General features: G+C 48.9%; 19 protein-coding genes. 12 read left to right on the forward strand and 7 right to left on the reverse strand.

All coding sequences use genetic code 11. From position 1 onward, the window contains the following. From HKN79_08075 to HKN79_08095, 5 genes are all read right to left on the reverse strand, one after another. The coding region (locus HKN79_08075) for an SAM-dependent methyltransferase (GenBank protein NNC83519.1) at positions 1–305 on the reverse strand (305 nt) is incomplete at its 3' end. Then, complete coding sequence (locus HKN79_08080; GenBank protein ID NNC83520.1) at positions 302–763, reverse strand: low molecular weight phosphotyrosine protein phosphatase; 462 nt, start codon at positions 761–763, stop codon at positions 302–304. The genes HKN79_08075 and HKN79_08080, both read right to left, overlap by 4 nt. Before the next feature lie 73 nt (positions 764–836). Beyond that, on the reverse strand, positions 837–2,267 hold the full coding sequence (dnaA, locus tag HKN79_08085; GenBank protein NNC83521.1) for a chromosomal replication initiator protein DnaA: 1,431 nt from the start codon (positions 2,265–2,267) through the stop codon (positions 837–839). A 174-nt stretch (positions 2,268–2,441) separates the two neighbouring features. Further along, entirely contained in the window at positions 2,442–3,386 is a 945-nt protein-coding gene (locus HKN79_08090; protein ID NNC83522.1) for a bifunctional metallophosphatase/5'-nucleotidase, read from the reverse strand. Beyond that, the gene (locus HKN79_08095; GenBank protein ID NNC83523.1) at positions 3,364–4,101 is read right to left on the reverse strand and encodes a hypothetical protein; all 738 of its coding nucleotides are present in this window, start codon (positions 4,099–4,101) and stop codon (positions 3,364–3,366) included. The genes HKN79_08090 and HKN79_08095 overlap by 23 nt, the downstream gene beginning before the upstream one ends. Before the next feature lie 59 nt (positions 4,102–4,160). On the opposite strand from HKN79_08095, the gene HKN79_08100 reads away from it, so the two are divergent. After that, positions 4,161–4,556, forward strand: coding sequence for an acyl-CoA thioesterase (locus tag HKN79_08100; protein NNC83524.1), 396 nt, complete (start codon positions 4,161–4,163; stop codon positions 4,554–4,556). On the opposite strand, the gene HKN79_08105 is transcribed toward HKN79_08100, so the two are convergent. Together HKN79_08105 and HKN79_08110 are read right to left on the reverse strand one after the other, a co-directional pair. Further along, a complete protein-coding gene (locus tag HKN79_08105; GenBank protein NNC83525.1) occupies positions 4,557–5,162 on the reverse strand; it encodes a YigZ family protein in 606 nt (201 codons plus the stop codon). Positions 5,163–5,165: 3 nt separating this feature from the next. Further along, positions 5,166–6,038: a hypothetical protein gene (locus tag HKN79_08110; GenBank protein NNC83526.1), complete on the reverse strand. Its 873-nt coding sequence runs from the start codon at positions 6,036–6,038 to the stop codon at positions 5,166–5,168. A 79-nt stretch (positions 6,039–6,117) separates the two neighbouring features. Here HKN79_08110 and HKN79_08115 point away from each other — a divergent pair, with 79 nt between their 5' ends. The 11 genes from HKN79_08115 to HKN79_08165 all read left to right on the forward strand — a co-directional run. Continuing rightward, positions 6,118–7,020, forward strand: coding sequence for a hypothetical protein (locus HKN79_08115; protein NNC83527.1), 903 nt, complete (start codon positions 6,118–6,120; stop codon positions 7,018–7,020). 173 nt (positions 7,021–7,193) lie between these two features. Continuing rightward, a complete protein-coding gene (locus HKN79_08120; GenBank protein ID NNC83528.1) occupies positions 7,194–10,742 on the forward strand; it encodes a hypothetical protein in 3,549 nt (1,182 codons plus the stop codon). A gap of 157 nt (positions 10,743–10,899) precedes the next feature. Beyond that, complete coding sequence (locus HKN79_08125) at positions 10,900–11,226, forward strand: PadR family transcriptional regulator (protein NNC83529.1); 327 nt, start codon at positions 10,900–10,902, stop codon at positions 11,224–11,226. 7 nt (positions 11,227–11,233) lie between these two features. Next, entirely contained in the window at positions 11,234–12,943 is a 1,710-nt protein-coding gene (locus HKN79_08130; GenBank protein NNC83530.1) for a PspC domain-containing protein, read from the forward strand. Next, entirely contained in the window at positions 12,909–15,335 is a 2,427-nt protein-coding gene (locus HKN79_08135; GenBank protein NNC83531.1) for a transketolase, read from the forward strand. The genes HKN79_08130 and HKN79_08135 overlap by 35 nt, the downstream gene beginning before the upstream one ends. Then, entirely contained in the window at positions 15,332–15,544 is a 213-nt protein-coding gene (locus tag HKN79_08140; GenBank protein ID NNC83532.1) for an RNA-binding S4 domain-containing protein, read from the forward strand. Before HKN79_08135 ends, HKN79_08140 begins: the two co-directional genes overlap by 4 nt. 18 nt (positions 15,545–15,562) lie before the next feature. Beyond that, the gene (locus tag HKN79_08145) at positions 15,563–16,435 is read left to right on the forward strand and encodes a nucleoside phosphorylase (GenBank protein NNC83533.1); all 873 of its coding nucleotides are present in this window, start codon (positions 15,563–15,565) and stop codon (positions 16,433–16,435) included. 73 nt (positions 16,436–16,508) lie between these two features. After that, positions 16,509–17,384 carry a hypothetical protein gene (locus HKN79_08150; protein ID NNC83534.1) on the forward strand — a complete coding sequence of 292 codons (876 nt, stop codon included), beginning with the start codon at positions 16,509–16,511 and terminating at the stop codon, positions 17,382–17,384. Between the two features lie 350 nt (positions 17,385–17,734). Further along, on the forward strand, positions 17,735–17,992 hold the full coding sequence (locus tag HKN79_08155) for a hypothetical protein (protein NNC83535.1): 258 nt from the start codon (positions 17,735–17,737) through the stop codon (positions 17,990–17,992). A gap of 653 nt (positions 17,993–18,645) precedes the next feature. Next, complete coding sequence (locus tag HKN79_08160; GenBank protein ID NNC83536.1) at positions 18,646–20,004, forward strand: PhoH family protein; 1,359 nt, start codon at positions 18,646–18,648, stop codon at positions 20,002–20,004. 78 nt (positions 20,005–20,082) lie between these two features. Next, positions 20,083–21,038: DoxX family protein (locus HKN79_08165; GenBank protein ID NNC83537.1), on the forward strand; the 956-nt coding region annotated here is incomplete at its 3' end.

Raw genomic sequence — 21,038 nt, forward strand, 5'->3', positions numbered from 1 at the left:
GGGTCGGCCACTCCAGGACAACCGGCATCCGATATCACTCCCAAGGGGTGACCTTGCCTGACCGCATTCAGAGCGACTTCCAATTCCTGAGGGGAGGCATGCTTGCCCATTTCATAGAACTGGATGGAGTCGATGTCTACCGTTCGGTCGATCTTCTTAAGATACCTTCTGGCATTCCGCACATTCTCCACCATGAAATGACGGAGACCGCACATGAACGATTGTAAATCCCTTGGGATGACTTGGTCCACATCCGATTCTGCGATCAGATTAGGGAGTAGGTGTATGCTTCCTTTCTGCTTCATCGGAGTTCTTCGATGAGAACCTCACATGCCTCTTCGATGAGGTCATGCACTGTCTGGAATCCGCGGTCACCTCCATAATAGGGGTCGGGGACTTCCTTGTCCTGTTCGGGATGGGTGAGGTCAAGCAGCAGTCTGACCTTGGCTCGTTGGGCATCGTTCTCTGCCTGTGCCAGCACGTCCTTTACATTGGAGCGGTCCATACAGAATATCATATCGAATTCATCGAGATCCTCTGGTCTGAACTGGCGCGCTCTGAGGGAGGAGATGTCCAGTCCATTGGCCCTCGCATTTTCCTGCGACCGAGGATCCGGACTCTCACCCGCATGCCATCCTCCGGTACCACAGGAGTCTACGATGACATCGATGCCAGCCTCTGCCGCCTTCTTACGTAACATGCCGTCCGCGACTGGTGAACGACAGATATTGCCTAGACATACCATCAGTATCTTCTTGCTCATAGCGGTGAAAATAAAAAGACCGCTGACGGTGGAGTCAGCGGTCTGAGTAAAGTGTATTGGTCGTTATCGTCTTTTACTGGATGCTGAGTTTCTTCTCAAGATCCTCCAGATATCTTCTGAACTGCTTGTCGGTCTCATTGAGATTGTTGACCGTACGACATGCATGCAGCACGGTCGCGTGATCCTTTCCTCCACAATGCATCCCGATATTGGCCAAGCTGCTCTTGGTCATCTTCTTAGCAAAGTACATCGCGATCTGTCTGGCCTGCACCACTTCTCTCTTCCTTGTCTTGGATTTGAGAAGTTCGATGGGCAGGTCGAAGTAATCGCATACCACCTTCTGGATGTAGTCGATACTCACCTCACGCGCTGTGTTCTTGACGAACTTGTCGATCATCTGTTTAGCTAGATCGAGGTTGACTTCTTTCTTATTGAGAGAGGCCTGCGCGATCAGTGAGATCAGTGCACCTTCCAGTTCACGGATATTCGTAGTTATCGAGTATGCCAGGTATTCGACCACCTCTTTGGGCAGTTCTATTCCGTCTGCATACATTTTCTTTTCGAGGATAGCTATCCTCGTTTCTAGACCTGGAACCTGTAGATCCGCTGAGAGTCCCCATTTGAATCTTGAGAGTAGGCGTTGCTCCATGCCCTGCATTTCCACGGGAGGCTTATCCGATGTAAGGATGATCTGCTTACCGGTCTGATGCAGGTGATTGAAGATGGTAAAGAACGCATCCTGGGTCTTTTCTTTCCCAGCGAAGAATTGAACATCGTCCAGAATGAGTACATCCATCATCTGATAGAAATGAATGAAGTCGTTCTGGTTGTTGTTCCTGATCGAGTCTACGAACTGATGTGTGAATTTCTCAGAACTCACATACAGAACCGTCTTGTTCGGGAACTTATTCTTTATCTCAATGCCGATGGCATGAGCGAGATGCGTTTTCCCCAATCCCACTCCTCCGTAGATGAGTAATGGATTGAAGGATGTACCTCCAGGTTTGTTAGCGACAGCATAACCTGCAGAGCGGGCCAGTCTGTTGCAATCGCCTTCGATGAAATTTTCGATCGAGTAGTTCGGATTCAACTGTGAGTCTACATTGATCTTCTTCAGGCCCGGAACGATGAATGGATTCTTGATCGGGGTGCTGTGCTGATCGAGCGGAACATTGACAGAAGGATTCTTCAGTGCTCTTCTATTGGTTGTAGGGATCTTGACGGTGTAGGGTTTAGAACCGCTACTGTTATTCTCCATCACAATGCTGTACTCCAGTCTTCCTTCTTTGCCTAGTTCCTTACGGATAGCGCCTTTCAGCAGATCGATGTAGTGCTCTTCCAGCCACTCGTAAAAGAATTGGGAAGGCACCTGTATGGTCAACACCTTATTCTCAAGCTTGATAGGACGAATCGGTTCGAACCAGGTCTTGTAGCCTTGCATGGTCACATTATCCTTGATCATCTTCAGACAGTTGGACCACGCATTTTCACAAGTCTTGCTCATCGCCAGCTTGAAATTAAAGTTTGAGTTAGTGAATGAAATATATGAAGGGTCGAATAAGGTGTCCACCGTATTCCTTTCTCCTCCGATACAAATGTTGGACGAAGAAAGTGAAAAAAAAATGGGGAGGGCGGTTGATTTTCAGAAAAGTTTTCGTGAAACTAAAAGGCTGAGAGATCAGGCCTTGTCACGAACGTCCAAAGAGTGCATGACCTTCCCTTTGACGCGATTGTCAAGGGCTAGCTCGAAATCCAGTACTCCCAGTCGTACACCGGCCCATCCCACCTGATTGATGTAGGTGATGTCCGACTCTTGCTTCTCGATGGCCACGGGATGGTCTAGAAAGGTATGCGTATGTCCACCGATGATGAGATCGATTCCGTCCACCTGTTCAGCGATGATACGATCGCTTACTTGATCGATCTCATAGGCGTATCCCAAGTGGCTCAAGCAGATCACCAGGTCGCATTTCCGCTCTTCTTTCAGTTGCTTCACTTGCTCACGGGCCACTGTGATGGGGTCGAGATAGCGTACGCCTGCGCACAACCTGGAATCCACCAATCCCTTCAGTCTAATGCCCAGGCCAAAGACCCCGATGCGCATTCCGCTTCGTTTGAATACGCGATGATCATCGGTGCGTCCCTCGAGTATGGTGTCGGTGAAATCGTAATTGGAGCAGAGGAAGGGGAAGTCGCATTTCTCTAGCGCTTTCTCAAATCCGTCCATACCACCATCGAAATCGTGGTTGCCCATGGTAGCAGCATCATAGCCCATCTGAGACATGAGTTCGAGCTCCAGACTTCCACCGAAATAATTGAAGTAGGGCGTCCCTTGGAAGATATCCCCTGCATCCAGTAAGAGCACCCGATCCACATCGGATCTCAAGCGATCGATCATATAGGCACGCTCGGCCATTCCTCCTTGACCGGGATAGCGCGGGTCATCGTCAGGGAAGGGGTCGATGTGACTGTGCATATCATTGGTGTGGATGATACGTAGGGTGCGCTTCTCATCGGCCGGGAGGGCAGAGATCCCGTACGGCTTCAAGCCGATGATGCCGACACCTGCATAGGTCGATCGTTTCAGGAAACTGCGTCTGCTATTCCAAGATGATCCTTCCATCCGTATCGGCTTTGATGATTTTTCCTTCTTGCCCGAGTTCACGACAGTGCGACATGATCGCTTCTCTGATCTTCATGCCCAATACCTTTTGATCGATGCGATTCTCCTCGGTCAAGAAGACCATACGGTCACCGCCCCCGGCCAGGTAGTCTGAAGTCACTACGCGATAGCTTCTTTGTTCTAATGCTTGTCCCTGAACAGTCACATCGACTATGCTATCGCCCATTGCATGCAATCGCAGATCGGCCACGGGTTCTCCTCCTCTTGCGATCAGATAGTCCAACATGACCATGACCTGCTCATAGGGTAACTCCACCACGATCAATTCATTCTCGAAGGGCATGAGCTCGAAGATCTTTCCTACGGTTATATCCCCTTGAGGTAGAGCAGTACGTAGACCTCCATGATTGAAGAGACCGAAATCGATGGGGTCTGGATCCAGGGCCCGTGCTTGCTCCAGACATAGGTCCGACACGAAATTCCCTAGACCGCTCTCAGGCCGTGCCTTGATCAGTGCTTTCTCATTCTGACACAGCACGGTATTCATCTCCCCTTCGAGTTCAGCCCTGTAGGGGGCGATGATGGATTCGATCAAAGCGTCTTCACCGTTCTCTTCCAAGACGATCATCCCCTCATCATCCACGGCAATCACATCGTAGGGGCGCGTGCAGGATGCCCATAGAGCAAGAAGGAGTATGGGGATGAAGTACTTCATGGAGACTCGATCTCTGAGTGTATATTGCGAAGGTAGAATTCAATATCGTCTACACTTCTATGTCCAGTTCAGAGGTTTTTATCAGAGTGCGATATGGCGAGACCGACCGCATGGGCTATTGCTACTATGGGAACTATGCGCAGTACTTCGAAGTAGGCAGGGTAGAGGCCTTGCGTTCCAAAGGATTGAGCTATAAAGAACTGGAGGATCAAGGAATCGCATTGCCGGTAAGTCACTACTCTGTCGAATACAAGCGGCCCGCTTACTATGACGATGAGCTGAAAGTGGTCACGCATATACGAGAGTGTACCGGTACCCGGATCCATTTTGATTATGAGATCTTCAATCAGCTTGAGGAGCTGTTATGCACAGCGCAGACTACCTTGGTATTTGTGAGCATGGAGACCGGTAGACCTTTGCGAGCTCCTGAGCAGGTCATGCAGTTGCTTGCATGATCACTTAGCGATCACCTTGGTATTCACTCGGTGTAGCTCTTTCATTGCAGTTAGGAAATCGGTCAGGCTTGCGCGTTCGATATCGATATCCAGAAGACACGATTCTCGATGATCGGTGTGGATGATCTCCCCCTTGTACCTCTTGACCATGCGCATCACCATACTCATGTCCTCATAACCGAATGTTAGACGTATACGTTCTGAGATGACCTTGATAACGACATGGGCCTGATCGAGAGCCTCTTGTGCTGCGCCCCCGTAGGCCTGTATCAGACCTCCTACTCCCAACTTGACACCTCCGAAATAGCGCACTACGACTACAAGCACTTGGGTCAGTCCTTTGGATTCGATCTGCCTGAGAATGGGGTCTCCGGCAGAATGGGTGGGTTCTCCATCGTCATTCGATCGGGATCGATCACCCGATTCTCCTAGCCGGTAGGCATAGCACCAATGACGCGCACTGTGATGTTCTTTCTTCATCCGATCGAGCTGATCTTCAACGTCTTTCACTGTATTCACCGGTATGGCGTAGGCAAAGAATTTGCTTCCTTTTTCTTTGATCAGCGCCTCGGATTGCCGGGATATGGTGGAGAACTCTTCTATCATCTCTCAGTTGGGAAAGATGATCATTCCTATGGCAAGAAGACCTATGATAATCCCGACCCAATTCACAACACTCAATCGCTCCCTGAAAGCGAAGAGCCCCATCATAGTCCCCGCGAGGATGACCCCCATATTGTGGACCGGAAAGAATAAGGATGTATGAAGAAGACCCGTATCCATAGCCTTGATAATGAAGAATATAGAGGCATAATTCACCAGACCCAATACGAGCCCTCCTATGACATCCTTCCATTGCCACTGGATGTCTTTCTTTACTCTATACCTATATATAAGGAAGCTCGTGCCTATGACAGCTGCAACGAGAAAGATGCTCGGAATGAAGACCATGGCCTCTTCAGGTGTCTGCATCAAATAGCCCTGTGCATACCCGATGATGAGATCGACCAAGCCGGACCCGACAAAGAGGATGATCGGCAAATAGACATAGCGCTGATCGAGGGTGACCTTTTCATTTCTTTTAGAACTCAGAACCACAGCACCCAGGGCCAGAAGGATGCCGATGACTTTCAGCACAGAGAAGCCCTCTTGAGGATCCATGAACATGAACACTGCGGCAGGGATGATCATCGCGGTACGCGAGGCGACCGATCCCACCGTAACGCTATGCTTCTGTACAGTAAGGGCCATCACAGTGAATATGCTGATGAAGAGTAGGCCTTCGATAGGTGCCAGCCATATCCACTCGTAGTCTTGCCATCCGCTGAAACCCGACCGAGGTAACAAGGTAGTACCGAATAGAAAGGCCGTCCAGTAATTGAATACGATCGCCTGATAGGTCTGAAGACCGAACCTGGGAAATAGCTTGAAGACCAGAAAGATGGCCGTAGAAGCGGATATGCTGAGTAAGAAGTAGAACATCTATTCTGCGCTGCGGCAAAGAAGCCCCCTTAGCGATTGATTTGCAAATCTGTATTTCTTTGTGAGCAAAGCCTCTACGATGAACCCTGTACAATCCAGACTTCGCTCAGAACCATTCTCCACCGTATTTGAGATCGCTGCTCGTACATTCAAACCGATCACCATCGGATATCTGCTCTATACATTGGTGAGCCTGATCTTCATTCTTCCCCTCTTGTTCATCGTCATGGATATCGACCCGGCCGTGTACATGGATATGGTCAGTATCTCAGATCCGATCCAACGGCAGCAGGCAGCCCAGGAGATGATCAGTGGTATGAATATGGAATTCGACCCGATGATGATCCTCTCTATGATGGTGATCGTCTGTGGCTTCCTACTGGTCGGATCATGGTTCTACAATCTCTGTTTCATTGCCATCGAAGCATATATCCGTGACCGGAGCCTTTCCTTGGGAGAACTCATCAAGAAATCCTTTAATGCCAATGTCTTCTGGTTGGTCCTGGCGAGTCTGTTGATCTCCTTGATCGGATTCTCCGCATCCATATTGGTGAGCCTATTCAGCGCAGTAGGAGGAGGGACTGCCGTTCTGCTGGTGCTTGTCGGCTTTGTCCTAATGGGAGGTCTGATGATGCGACTGATGCTCGTATTCCCGGCTATCGTGCATGGGAATATGAGTGTAGGGTCGGCCATAGCCCATAGCTGGAAGACCATCCATTTTGCGAGAGGTATGAAGTATTTCGGGGTGTCTATCCTGGTCTTCATCTCCTTGGTCGTGTTGCTATTCGTGCTCGGTATGATACAGGCAGCTATGATGATGATCCCTGTCGTAGGAGTGGTGCTCTATATCCTGCTTTCCCTGGCCATGGGTGGATTCATGAGCGCATGGACGACTGCCGTGGTATCCGGCATCTACTTCAGACATTCAGATAGTATCGAGGACACGGGTCGAATGGACCTGGAGGATCATTTGATCGCCTGAGTTTTTATTGATACCTATTATATACTGTTCCCTCTGTAACCATTTTCAAGTGCTCTCGTAAACAAGTGAGCAACCCTTATGGTAGAATGCACAATAAGTGTCACTTCTGCCATTGCAAAAGGAGCCTGACCGAAAAGGTCGACTCTGAGCTGACTTGAAATTGGACTTGAATTATGGACAGACGGAAGAGGATGCTATCCCTATTCATTGGGATAGTGGCAGTAGGAACAGTCTTTAGCCAGTGTAGTAACTTCAATTCGAATTACCCCACAGGTACTTTCTCCACAACGGGAACGAACTGGATAGTGGTAGACTATTGTGTCTACGGAGGAGATTATCAAAGCTACTTTGTTGTAGAAGGCGGCTACTATCAGTGGGCGTCCTGCTATGGAACCGGCTTTGACTCGGAGATCACACTCTGGGATGAATCACATACCAATGTCTTAGCATACAGTTCTGACGATTGTTCGACTTTCCATGGAAACATTGCCTGGACTGCCACATTCACCGGAAACGTACATCTACTCCTATCTGAGGAGACCTGTCAGACCAATGAGACCTGCCACCGGATGTATTGGCGTATGCTATCACCACCGCCACCTCCTGCCAATGATGACGCATGCTCGGCAACAGAACTCACCTTGAATAGTACCTGTGATTTCGCTACAGAGACCAATGCTGGAGCTACCGATTCTGGAGTTGATGCCCCCTCATGTGGATCATACAGCGGTGGAGATATTTGGTACTCTTTTACCGCTCCACTTTCAGGGAATGTGACGATCAGTACGCGAGATGGAAGTATTACGGATATGGTCATGGCCGCCTATGAAGGGAGTTGTTCCTCATTAAATGAGATCGCCTGTAATGACGATGCTGTCGGCTATATGCCAGAACTTGAGTTGACAGGCTTGACACCCGGAGAGATAATTTATATCCAACTATTCACCTATGGGAATGCTCAGTCGGGTGATTTCGAGCTCTGTGCCTATGAACCTTGCTCGGCCGCTCCCATCAATGACCTGATGTGCAGTGCACAAGAACTGACTATCGGAACCGCGGTTTTCGGAGATAACAATTGTGCCGGCTCGACCGGTGTTCCCAACGTACCCAATTGCTGGAGCAACGGTACGGTCAATTCTACATGGTATCAGTTCGATGCACCGGTAGGAGGTGCAGTCAAGATTCGAGTGGAGCCGACTTCATTGGCTGCCAGTCAAGTCGCCTTGTTCACCGGTAGCTGTGCGCTCAATTCCACGGTCGCATGTGCTCAAGGAGCTGGTGAAGGATGTGGAAGTACAGGAACTTCCGATCTTTATGTCGATGGACTGAATCCAGGAAGTACCTATTATATCATGGTGGACGGAGTAGAAGATCTTACTGGTCAATACCACGTTTCTGTCTCAGATATGGCGGGAGTTTCAGCACAGACCGGTTCAGACTGTTCGTCAGCCATTCCCATCTGTAACGATAACTTTTCAGTGGCCGACCCTGGACCCCAAGGCACAGGCAACTATTGTGATTTCAATGCGGAAGGTAACTGCACTGGTGGAGAACGTAATTCCCTCTGGTATCAGATCGATGTAGGTGCGACAGGTGATTTGCTTTTCACACTCACACCCAATGATGGAAACCCGACCTCTTGCGGTTCAGAAACAGATTATGATTTCGTTCTATGGAAGATCAGTGGTAGCGGAGAGACCACCGATTGTGGTACCATGGCCACCGATGCCTCACAAGGTCTCTTGGCCTGTAATTATAGCGGGTTGGGAGTTACAGGTATCAGTGATACCGGTGATAGACCGGGAGGATATTCCAATTGCTTCAATGAAAGTTTCGAGCAAGCAGTGAGTGTGAATGAAGGTGATGTATTGCTCTTGGTTATCCAGAATTATGAAGGGTCTACGAATGGTTTCTCCATAGACTTCTCTGATTCAGATAATGGCGTAGTGCCAAGTACTAACCCTTCGACACTCTATTGGTCCGGAGGTTCCAGTGATAATTGGGACGACCAAGGGAATTGGGGTGGATGTGGTGTGACTCCTTCGTGCAACGTGGATGTGGTCATTCCATCTTCGGCCGGTAACTTTCCCCGACTCACCGATGACCATTACGTCAAAAGCTTGACCATCGAAGACGGGGCATCCCTTGAATTGGTCTCTGGAGGTACCTTGAACCTTTGCGGTGACTTGAATAGCTATGGTACTTTGGATGCTTCGAAGAATTCGACCATTTTCTTCAATAACGCGACCGGTACCCAGAATCTGGAAGGGGATCTCACCGGGGACAATGCCATTGGAAACCTGACCATTAATAAGATGTCTGGCTCGGTCCAATTGAATTCGACATTGGAAGTGCAAGGGGACTTCTTGACCCAATCACCCACCTCCAAGTTCAATACCAATGGCAACGCGGTCTATCTAGGAGGAAATTTCAGGAACAACGATGGAGCCCAGACATTCAGAGGCACCAGCACGACCGGTACCTTGATATTCAATGGTGATGCTGAACAGACCTATGCCCAAGGAAGTAGTACCCTGAATTTGAATCATGTAGTGATCGATAATTCAGGAGCAGGGATTTCTCTTTTGAGTGATCTAAGAATCAAGAACAATACAGGAAGCCTGACCTTGACCAATGGGGTGGTCAAGACCGATGTACATGACGTCTTCTTCCGGAATCCGGATCACACCGCTTTGAATGAAGGAAATCCGAACTCATATATCGAAGGGACCTTGATTCGTTATATCAACCCTACGGGCCTGTATCATCTTCCGGTGGGCAGTGCCACTACAGGCTATCAGCGCGCTGATGTGGATTTTCATGATAACAGCATCACTTACCTCACTGTCATCCATAGTCCCTGGGTCAGCAATCCGGGTTCTCTCATGGAAGCTGAGTGCATGACCTTATATGACCTGGACGCTCTGGATAATGGCTACTTCACCATCACTGCCAATACCAATGCCACCTCGGCAGAATACGACATCACCTTATTCAATCAATCATATACCAATGTGGGAACGGCTTCTGGATGGACCGTGATGAAGGATAGTGGAGCAGGATGGATGCTGGATGGACAGTGTGAGGTTTCACGTGCGGATACCGTCTACCGGACAGGTCTTACAGGTTTTTCCAAGTTTGCTACAGCTCAGGCATCCAATCCACTGCCTATAGAATTGCTCAGTTTCGATGGAGAGCCACTGGAAGAAGGGAATCTGATCAGGTGGGTCACTGCCTCAGAGGTCAATAACGACTATTTCACCTTGGAATCATGTACCAATGGACGGGATTTCGAAGAACTGACCACCCTGCCTGGTGCTGGATTCAGTTCCGGTGAGATGTACTATGACTTCATAGACCTCCATGCTTCCAATGGCTTCACCTACTACCGGTTGAAACAGACCGACTATGATGGCACTTATACCTATTCCGACCTTATAGTGGTCGAGCGAAAAGACCATTTCTTGACAGAAGCGAGCTGGCCCAATCCGGTCAGGGATTATATGCATCTGCGAATGAGCGACCTGGGCAGTAGGGCATCAGGATTGACCATATTAGACATCACCGGTAAGGTCATTACTACTGCAGATGACTGGTCCGTGCTGAGAGATGATGTCATCATCATCCGAGATACGCAGTATCTGAATCCAGGTATTTATTTCATCGAAGTCCTCGATAGGCAAGGGGCATCTATCCTTCATAGGCGATTCGCCAAGGATTGACAAAAGAATTTTCCATCTGTTTATTTTGAGAGTTGTAGAGGAAAGGGGCCGTTGGCCCCTTTTTTCATACCGCTCATCACAATATACAGTACTTTGTTTTGCATAGTACTGAGTAATCTATATATATTTGCATTGGATATTACTATAAGCGATAGCAATGAATGTAGAGAACACCAAAGCCCAGATGCGAAAAGGCGTACTGGAATACTGCATTCTTTCCATCTTGAAAAAGAATGAGGCCTATCCTTCAGAGATCATACAGGAGTTGAAACAAGGGAAGATGATCATCGTTGAAGGAACACTTTATCCACTGCTGACTCGATTGAAGAACAGTGGACTGCTCTCATACAGATGGGAAGAATCCAAGTCTGGCCCTCCTAGAAAATATTACCGACTGACCGAGACCGGACAGGCCTTTCTCAATGAACTTGAGACCACATGGGCCGATCTCGTAAAGGCTGTTAAACGAACCACCGATCAATAAACAAGACATGAAAAAGACAATCTCAATCAATATTAGTGGAGTCATCTTCAACATCGAGGAAGACGCCTATGAGAAACTGAAGAAGTATCTCGATACCATCTCCGGGTACTTCACTGATTCTGATGGCAAGGATGAGATCATGGCCGATATCGAAGCGCGCATTGCAGAGCTCTTCCAGGCTCGGTTACATGAAGGAAAGAATGTGATCGGTATGCAGGATGTGGATGAGGTCATGGATGTGATGGGCCGTCCCGAAGAATATCTCGATGAGGAAAGCGCATCGGTCAATGCCGGTAGGGATCGTTCTCGTCAAGGAAAACGTAGGATCTACAGAGACGTAGATAAGAATGTGTTCGGAGGTGTCTGTGCGGGAATCTCGCACTACTTCGGATGGGATCCGATCTGGATGCGCCTGATCTGGGCCCTGTCGGTCATCCTGTTCGGATTCGGATTCATCCTATATATCATCCTTTGGATCATCATCCCCGCTGCGCGCACCACCGCTGAGAAACTGGAGATGATGGGAGAACCCATCACCGTAGAGAACATAAAAAAAAAAGTAACGGAGACTTTCGAGGGTCTCAAGACCAAGGCCGATGGGCAGGGTCTGGATACTGATTTCCAGGTCGGTTATGCCAAGGAGCAGGTCGGCAGGGGAGGTGACTTCCTGGTCGACATCCTTAAGCGCTTCTTCAATTTCATCGGCCGGGTCTTAGGATTCATTTTCCTACTTGCCGGTCTGGCCATCATCCTGTTCCTTTCCTATGCCTACCTGGATGGAAGTCTCTTGCAAGTAGATGGGCAGCAGTGGGAGTGGGGATTGAAAGAACTTCAGACCGGTCTGTTCACCAGCAACCTCCATTCGTACATGTTCATCACCGGACTCATCTTATTTGTAATGGTGCCTTTGATCGCTCTGGTACTATTAGGCATCCGCCTGCTCTTCCGAGTACAATTCAGCGGCAAAGGCGTGGTGCCTGTGATGTTCACCCTATGGCTGATCGGTCTGGTGACATTGGCCATCTCAGGTATCGGTCTGGGAAAAGAATTCGCTAATGATGAAGGTGTGTCCGAATATCATCGCGTCCAATTGACTGGAGATACGCTGTATCTGGATGTCAATGATGACATCGTATTCTCCAATGCGGTGAGATGGAGACATGGACGCTTTCCCAATGAGCTTATGGAACTCAGGGATGACAGCGTGTTCTGCGGCTTCCCAGAATTGGAGATCAAACAGCAATTGGGTAAGACCTATGTTGAACTGGAGGTAGAGAAAGAGAGTCATGGCTACACATCAGAGGCGGCTTTTGATCGAGCAGATCGTGTACACTATGGCTTCGTTCAGCGTGGAGACACTCTTTACTTCGACCCATATTTCTCCTTTGCATTGGAGGACAAACTCCGTAGTCAGACCTGCGATATGACGCTGCGAATTCCCGAAGGTCAGGTCATCTATATCGGGTCACGACTGCCACGCATTCTGGAGTATGCACGCAATAAGCACGATGTGGATATAGAGGACATGACCGATAAATCCTGGATCATGACCGATGAAGGACTACGTTCAGGGACTGATACAGAGGAAGATGATCCAGACGCTGAAGATGAGGCTGAGAGCTACACAGCTCAACTACCAGCGCAACTGAAATTCGTACCTTCGACTCCGTTATTTGCACTGGATGTCAAACATGGAGATACTGAGTCAAGAAAGTGAGATCAAGGAGTATATAGAGGAGATCCTCAAGGATTTCGAACTGGCCTGTATCAGTAGGGAAGCCTCTCTTCTCGGAAGAAAAGAGGTGCTCACCGGCAAGGCCAAGTTCGGCATCTTCGGAGATGGGAAAGAACTCGCGCAGATCGCACTTGCCAAACAGTTCTTGCCAGGAGATTGGCGCTCAGGATACTACCGGGATCAGACTATACTTATGGCCCTCGGCCACTTGGATGTCAAGCAATATTTTGCTGGCCTCTATGCACATCCTGATCCTGAAAAAGAACCATTCTCTGCTGGACGTCAGATGGGTGGGCACTTCTCCACCAGTACGGTCGATGATCAAGGAAACCTGATCGACCTTACTGCTCAACCCAATTCTTCAGCGGATATATCTCCTACATCCGGTCAGATGCCTCGTCTGCTGGGTCTCGGTCTGGCTTCCAAACTGTTCAGGGAGAATAAAGAACTGCACAGCTATACCGAGTTGACCGATAAGGGTTCTGAAGTGGCCTTCGGTACCATAGGTGATGCCAGTACCAGTGAGGGACTTTTCTGGGAGACCATGAATGCTGCAGGGGTGCTACAGGTTCCTATAGTGATGAGCGTTTGGGATGATGGGTATGGAATCTCTGTATCCCGTGAGCACCAGACCGTCAAAGACAGCATCAGTAAAGCACTTGCCGGATTCCAGCGCTCAGAGGATAGCCCCGGCTTCGAGATATTCACTGTCAAGGGATGGGATTATCCCGGGCTGATACGCACCTATGAGAAAGCGGTCAAACTGGCCCGCGAGGAGCATGTTCCCGTGCTGGTCCATGTCACAGAGGTGACCCAACCTCAAGGCCACTCTACTTCCGGCTCACATGAGCGCTACAAGTCTGCCGAGCGATTGCAGTGGGAAGATGACTTCGACTGCATCGAGAAATTCAAGCAATGGATACTCGATTTCCGCTATCAGGATAAGTCGATCGCAGATGAAGAGCGATTGAATGAGATACGTAAAGAAGCGAAGAAGAAAGTGCGTTCCATGCAGAAAGAAGCATGGGCCGAGTATACGGGAAGCATCATCTCTGAGAAAGAAGAACTCTTGGGTCTCTTGGCATCCCTAGGTGCTGAGTCCGCAAATCAAGAGGAGATAGAGAAGCTGAGGTCGACTTTACAATCAGACCCTGAACCCATCCGCAGAGATATTCATTCCACAGCGCGTCAAGCTGTACGTATGACTAGAGGAGAATCCAGTGCGGCCCGTCAAGACCTATTGGCCTGGTTGGATGAGCAACAGGAGAGATCGTACGATATGTACAGTTCTCATCTCTATTCGGAATCCGAGCACTCTGCATTGAATGTGTCGGAAGTACCACCCATATATTCCGATGGAGAACAAGTGGATGGGAGGATCATCCTCCGAGATAATTTCAAGTCCCGTTTCGAGGCCGATCCAAGGCTGGTCACCTTCGGAGAAGATACCGGCAAGATCGGTGGTGTGAATCAGAGCATGGAGGGCATGCAAGAGACCTTCGGCCCTCTGAGAGTGATGGATACCGGTATCCGGGAAGCGACCATCATCGGTCAAGGTATAGGAATGGCCATGCGAGGGCTGCGACCTTTGGCCGAGATACAATATCTGGACTATCTACTCTTCGCACTCCAGACCATGAGCGATGATCTGGCCACTTTGCGGTATCGCACCAAGGGTCAACAGATCGCTCCTCTGATCATTCGTACCAGAGGTCATCGATTAGAAGGCATCTGGCACAGCGGTTCGCCCATGGGAATGGTCATCCACTCCCTGCGAGGAGTCATCGTCTGCGTGCCGCGTAACATGACCCAAGCTGCCGGGATGTTCAATACCCTGCACGCATCTGATGATGCAGCTTTGATCATAGAGCCGCTGAATGCATATCGGACCAAGGAGCAGATGATGGATAACATCGGGGAGTTCACCATACCTATTGGAAGTGTAGAGGTAGTGAGAGAAGGGCAGGATATGACCGTACTCAGTTATGGAAGCACTTTCAATCTCTGCCGAGAGGCTGCGCAGCAGTTATCAGGAATGGGAATAGAAGTAGAACTGGTAGATGCCCGCACTCTGCTGCCTTTCGATATCGATCATCAGACAGTAGAGTCTCTCAAGAGAACGAATCGACTGCTAGTGGTAGATGAAGATGTGCCAGGAGGAGCAAGTGCATATCTCTTGCAGCAGGTCCTAGTTGAACAGAAGGGCTATTACCATTTGGACTCCGAGCCACAAACGCTCGCAGCACGTCCGCATCGACCGGCCTATTCGACAGATGGGGACTACTTCTCCAAACCCAGCGTAGACGATATTGTAGAGAAAGTCTACACGACCATGTCCGAAGCTGAGCCCGACCGATTTCCACCCTTGAGATGAACGAGACCCCATTCGCACTGAAGGGCAATCACATCATGTTGACATCATTGCTCAAAGCGAGCAACATCGGAGCTACTGGTGGACATGCCGGCTTGCTGATACTCGAAGGAGAAGTCAAGGTGAATGGTGAAGTCGAGCACCGCAAACGCAGGAAATTGCGTGTAGGTGATCGCGTAGAGGTATTCGACCAGATGATTATCATTGTCTGAAACCCATAATTCTTTTCTATGGCCTTAGAATCTTCAGAGCTGGTCCTCAATCCTGATGGGAGTCTGTATCATATCGCACTTCTACCACATCATGTCAAAGACCATGTCATCGTAGTAGGGGATCCTGGTCGAGTAGACCTCATCGCCTCCTTTTTGGATACGGTAGAGGCCACTGTAAGCAACCGGGAGTATTATACCAAGGTGGGACGCTATCGAGGAATGGACTTGACCATCATGTCCACCGGTATCGGTACGGATAATATCGATATCGCCATCAATGAACTGGATGCTGCGGTGAATATCGATCTGGAGAAGAGGGAGGTCAAGACAGAACTCAGGTCCCTCAATATCGTTCGCCTAGGAACGTGCGGTGCACTTCAAGAAGATATCCAGGTGGACCAAGCGGTGGTATCCAAGTACGGTCTGGGATTCGATGGTCTGCTCAATTTCTATTCGGTAGATCAGACCAAGGATGAGATTTCCATCAGGGATGCTTTTATCTATGACACCGCTTATCCCATGCCCTTGGCCAAACCCTATATTATTGAAGGTGATCAGGACCTCAGGCTCAAGATCGCACCGGGACTACTAAGTGGAATAACAGCCACCGCTTCCGGATTCTACGCACCACAAGGAAGATCCTTGAGACTCGATCTAGAGTACCCAGAGATGAACCGATCGCTCCGCGAATTCAAGTGGAAGGAAGAGCGTATCATCAATTTCGAGATGGAGACTTCAGCGCTCTATGGACTGTCCAGAGCACTCGGACATCAGGCATGTACTGTATGCGCGGTCATAGCCAATAGGCTCAGAAAAGAGTATTCACGGGACTACAAGGCCACGGTGAAAGAGATGGTAGGAGAGGTTCTCGAGAGATTAACAAGTCATTGAAGAAACATAGCTGGTAGAGCACTTCCCACTGAGCCAGAGGAGTCAATCTTTGTATGGACCCAAATCAAGCACAGTGGAAATCAACGAGATCAAAGCATTGATCAGTCTCTTGGACGATCCAGACCCCGAAGTACAAGTTCATATCCGAGACCGCATCGTCCAGGAAGGTCGATGGATGATCCCCTTTCTCAACGAACAGATCGAATCCCAACAGGATGATCTGGAGGCGAGCCTTCTCATACAGGACATCGTACGTGACATCCAGGTCAAGGGTCTTGGTGAAGAACTCAGGAATTGGATCGCATCGGAGGAGAAGGACCTGATCACCGGAGCGACCATCATTGCTCGGTATGAGTATCCCGATCTGGAAGAGACCGAGGTGAGGGAATTCATCTCACGCATCAGACAGGATGTCTGGTTGGAACTCAATGAGAATCTGACTGCCTTCGAGCAGATCAAAGTGCTCAACATCGTCTTCTTCGATGAATATGGATTCAGTGGCAACAAGGAAGAATATCACCACACAGAGAACTCCTTCATCAATAAAGTGATCGAGAACCGGAGCGGTAATCCATTGCTCATCTCCATGCTCTACATGAGTGTGGCCTTGCAATTGGAGATTCCGATACGTGGGGTCAACCTCCCTAATCACTTCTTGGTTGCCTACATGGATGAGAACGGTATCGGTAAGGAAGTGGACGGGAAGGATGAGGAGATCATGTTCTACATCAACCCCTTCAGCAGAGGAGCAATTCTGCATAGAGCAGAGATCGATTCCTTCCTGCAACACCTGGATCTGAAGCCTGAACCCAAATTCTACCAAGCATGTACCAGTGAGGACATGATCAGACGAATGCTCAACAATCTCATACACGCCTATCGTAAGAATGGAGAGATCACCAAAGCAGAGGAGCTATCACGATTCTTGCCGAGTATCCCAGCGGAGTGATTTTTTCAGGGACTTAGTGTAGATTCGACATCTTCTCTAGTTGATAAGTGTTGGACGACTGTTCCGGTCTCATCGAGCCTAAGGCCTGAGCCTCAAGGTCTGAGAAAAAGTCAAGGAAGAATCGAAGGACTTATACACCAGTTATCAAGGTTCGATCCAGCGAGGTGAAGTGGTTGGCAGTCAAAGGATTTTGGGCCGGGCGGTCCAGTTATCAATACTTTTTCACATCTCCGAATCTGACCCTTGCATTCACATACATTTAACCTTGTCTTAAAACCGATAGGAATCCACATCGGTCATAGCACGACAATCGAACTTGAATCAAAAGAAATTTTTAAAGACCTAGAACCATGGATAGATACGATTTCCTCATCCTACAGATTATTCACGACCACAAAGAGAAGGGATTCTCTTCCAACATCAGACTAGCAGATCTTGAACGTGAGTTTTGGAAACGTATCGAAAGCGATCAATCTCTCTCCATCGGCCACGGGCGGATAGGCGAGCGTATCACCAAACTGTACATCGATGAGTTCATCGTCAACCGCAATGGCTACACACTGACCAAACGTGGAAGGATACAACTGAGCGAATCAGTGGTGAATTGATTCCCGAGAATCTTGAAAATATCAAAGGCCGATCTGATTCAGATTGGCCTTTTTTTCTGGGGTGGCTTTCCACAATGGTTCATAAAAGCTGTTCATATCGTGTTGATACATGAGTCCGCAGCTCTGGCTTCCGAAGCCCCTGTCTGTATATATTTGGTGTAAGCAAGTGAGAGATAGAGGGGGTCAACGGACCACCACATTTCAGTAGAGTTCCTTGCAAAAGGATTCTGCTCGGCACACGGGTCGAGTTTTTCTAATCGAAATGATTCTCTTAACGAGACTGTGGCGAAGATGATATGTATGATGCTGGAAGTGCTTGCACGGAAGGTATCTGTCCCCAAGGAGCATATCAGCGTTCTGCGATATTTCGTAGATGAGCCATTGGCGATTGTGGAATAGATGGCGTTAGCCTAAAAGAAGCAATCACCTTGAACTGTAGCTTGTGGGTTCTTTGTCGACCACGGTCGACAAAGGGCGAACGGGAGAATGATCGTTACGATTCGTTCTCCCGTTCTTGTTTTGCCTTACCCTCAGAGCTTCTTGCTAATTCTTCACCCCTCTGTGTGAACAATGCACTATCCCTCCTCGATAAAGACAAGGTCTATCGTTCCATATTCGTATAGGTCAGTAAGTAGAACAATTCAGATCTTTGCATGGTAGCCAAGAAAAAACTTGAGAAGAAGGACGCTCAGAAGATATTCGTCCTGGACACATCGGTACTTCTCTACGACAGTAACGCGATCAAGAATTTCAAAGAGCACAACGTAGCCATCCCGATACAGGTCCTCGAAGAGATTGATAATTTCAAGAAGGGCAATGACACCAAGAATTTCGAAGCCCGTGAATTCATCCGATTCACCGATGATATCGCACAAGGTCAATTGATAAACGATTGGATTCCGCTCAATGGATCTAAAACGGGAAGATTCAAGGTGGTCATCCATAATGAGAAACCCAGAGTGGATGCAGAGCGTGTCATAGGGGAAGGGAAGTACGACCACAAGATCCTCAACTGTGCTATCAGTCTACAAGAAGAGTACCCCGAAAAGAAAGTCGTGCTCGTTTCAAAAGATATCTGCCTACGACTGAAGGCCAAGGCACTGAACATACGGGCAGAAGACTATGAGACCGGGAAGATCAAGAACATCTCGGATCTCTACACTGGCAATACCACTATCGATAAGGTCGCACTGACCAAATTGGATACGCTAAGGAACAAAGGCTTCATCAAGCCGGATGAGGTCGGTATTAAGAATCCGAAATGCAATGAATACTTCGTCCTGCGATCTAAGGACAAGAAGCAAGAAGTACTCGCATACTACGAGGATGATATGAAAGCCCTTCGTGCGATCGAAGAGTATGAGGCATTCGGAGTGAAGGCCCTCAACCCAGAGCAGCAGTTCGCACTGCATGCATTGATGAACCCTAGGGTCAGACTGGTCACTATACAAGGCGTGGCCGGAACCGGTAAGACACTATTGGCATTGGCAAGCGCATTGGAACAGCGGAGGGATTTCAGACAGATCTTCGTTTCCCGCCCGATCATCCCATTGGCCAACAATGATATTGGATTCCTACCGGGGGATGTGAAGGACAAGGTAGATCCTTACATGCAGTCTCTTTGGGACAACTTGAACTACATCAAAGACCAGTTTAGAAAGACCGATAAGAAGTACCGTCTGATCGAAGAGATGCAGAAGTCTGAAAAGATCGCCATCGCACCCTTGGCATATATCCGCGGGAGAAGTCTGGTCAAGATATTCTTTGTGGTGGATGAAGCTCAGAACCTGACTCCTCACGAGGTCAAGACCATCATTTCCAGGGCGGGGGATGACACCAAGATTGTCTTCATGGGAGACATCCATCAAATAGACACACCATACCTTGATTCTCAGAGTAATGGATTGAGTTATTTGATCGATAGGATCAAGGATAATCCGCTCTTTGCGCATATCACGCTGCAGAAGGGTGAGCGAAGCGATCTGGCCAATATCGCCAACCATTACCTCTAAGGAAATGTCAATGAATTGTGAAATAGCTGAAAAGGATGCGACTGCTCGATTAGCTTTGACCCAAAGCCTTAGGACTACATGAAACATCTCGTCTATTTCGCGCGGATAATCGTAGGAGGTCTCTTCGTCATCTCCGGCTTGATAAAAGCCAATGATCCTCTCGGATTCTCCTACAAGTTGGGAGAGTATTTTGAGGAGAGTGCGCTTGGACTCCCATTCCTCGAACCGTATGCACTCGGATTGGCCATGCTGGCCTGTTTGGCAGAGGTGGTCCTTGGTTTTGCCGTCATCTTCGGTGGCCGAATGAAATTGGCAACGTGGTCCTTGTTGGTCCTGACGGTCTTCTTTGGATGGTTGACATTATACACGGCCACTTGTGATCCGCAAGGCACCTACACGGTCATGGTGGATGGTCAGCAGGTAGAACGAGGGGTCACATGTGTTACGGATTGCGGATGTTTCGGTGATGCCATGAAAGGCTCATTGGGGCGGAGTCTCACTCCATGGGAGTCGTTCTACAAGGATCTGGTGCTCTTCATCTTGTTGATACCCATCTTCATGAGGGCCGTTCTTGGCAAGGGCATCACCCTGAATTCGACCAAGGATGACCGGATCATGTTGCTCGGATCCTTGGTGGTCGTCATACTTCTCTCATGGGTATTCAGTTGGTTCTTCCCAGTGATATTCACATTACTGATCTTCGGGCTTTACTTCTTGCTAAAACAAAGTGCTCAAAGACCTGATTGGCCGATTGCAGGCATGGTCGCCATCGTCACCGTGGCCTTCATGTGGTACTCCTACGCCTACCTGCCCACCAGGGACTATAGACCTTATGCGGTGGGTGAGAATATCCTCGAACAGATGAAGAGCGCTGAAGAACTCGGGATTCCAGCCCCTGAGTATGTCTATGACTATACCATGGTGAATGAGGATACCGGAGAGGAGATGGTCATCACTTCCAAAGAGTACATGGATGAGAAATGGTGGGAGAGAAAGGAGTGGGCGATCGATAAAGAGCGCACCGGCTCAGCCCG

The organism is Flavobacteriales bacterium (assembly GCA_013001705.1).
In the GTDB taxonomy this organism is placed as follows: Bacteria; Bacteroidota; Bacteroidia; order Flavobacteriales_D; family JABDKJ01; genus JABDLZ01.

Coding starts and splice junctions, on each gene's coding strand:
- HKN79_08080 (NNC83520.1), bottom strand. CDS start 763: ATGAGCAAGAAGATACTGATGGTATGTCTAGGCAATATCTGTCGTTCA.
- dnaA (NNC83521.1), bottom strand. CDS start 2,267: ATGAGCAAGACTTGTGAAAATGCGTGGTCCAACTGTCTGAAGATGATC.
- HKN79_08090 (NNC83522.1), bottom strand. CDS start 3,386: ATGGAAGGATCATCTTGGAATAGCAGACGCAGTTTCCTGAAACGATCG.
- HKN79_08095 (NNC83523.1), bottom strand. CDS start 4,101: ATGAAGTACTTCATCCCCATACTCCTTCTTGCTCTATGGGCATCCTGC.
- HKN79_08100 (NNC83524.1), top strand. CDS start 4,161: ATGTCCAGTTCAGAGGTTTTTATCAGAGTGCGATATGGCGAGACCGAC.
- HKN79_08105 (NNC83525.1), bottom strand. CDS start 5,162: ATGATAGAAGAGTTCTCCACCATATCCCGGCAATCCGAGGCGCTGATC.
- HKN79_08110 (NNC83526.1), bottom strand. CDS start 6,038: ATGTTCTACTTCTTACTCAGCATATCCGCTTCTACGGCCATCTTTCTG.
- HKN79_08115 (NNC83527.1), top strand. CDS start 6,118: ATGAACCCTGTACAATCCAGACTTCGCTCAGAACCATTCTCCACCGTA.
- HKN79_08120 (NNC83528.1), top strand. CDS start 7,194: ATGGACAGACGGAAGAGGATGCTATCCCTATTCATTGGGATAGTGGCA.
- HKN79_08125 (NNC83529.1), top strand. CDS start 10,900: ATGAATGTAGAGAACACCAAAGCCCAGATGCGAAAAGGCGTACTGGAA.
- HKN79_08130 (NNC83530.1), top strand. CDS start 11,234: ATGAAAAAGACAATCTCAATCAATATTAGTGGAGTCATCTTCAACATC.
- HKN79_08135 (NNC83531.1), top strand. CDS start 12,909: ATGTCAAACATGGAGATACTGAGTCAAGAAAGTGAGATCAAGGAGTAT.
- HKN79_08140 (NNC83532.1), top strand. CDS start 15,332: ATGAACGAGACCCCATTCGCACTGAAGGGCAATCACATCATGTTGACA.
- HKN79_08145 (NNC83533.1), top strand. CDS start 15,563: ATGGCCTTAGAATCTTCAGAGCTGGTCCTCAATCCTGATGGGAGTCTG.
- HKN79_08155 (NNC83535.1), top strand. CDS start 17,735: ATGGATAGATACGATTTCCTCATCCTACAGATTATTCACGACCACAAA.
- HKN79_08160 (NNC83536.1), top strand. CDS start 18,646: ATGGTAGCCAAGAAAAAACTTGAGAAGAAGGACGCTCAGAAGATATTC.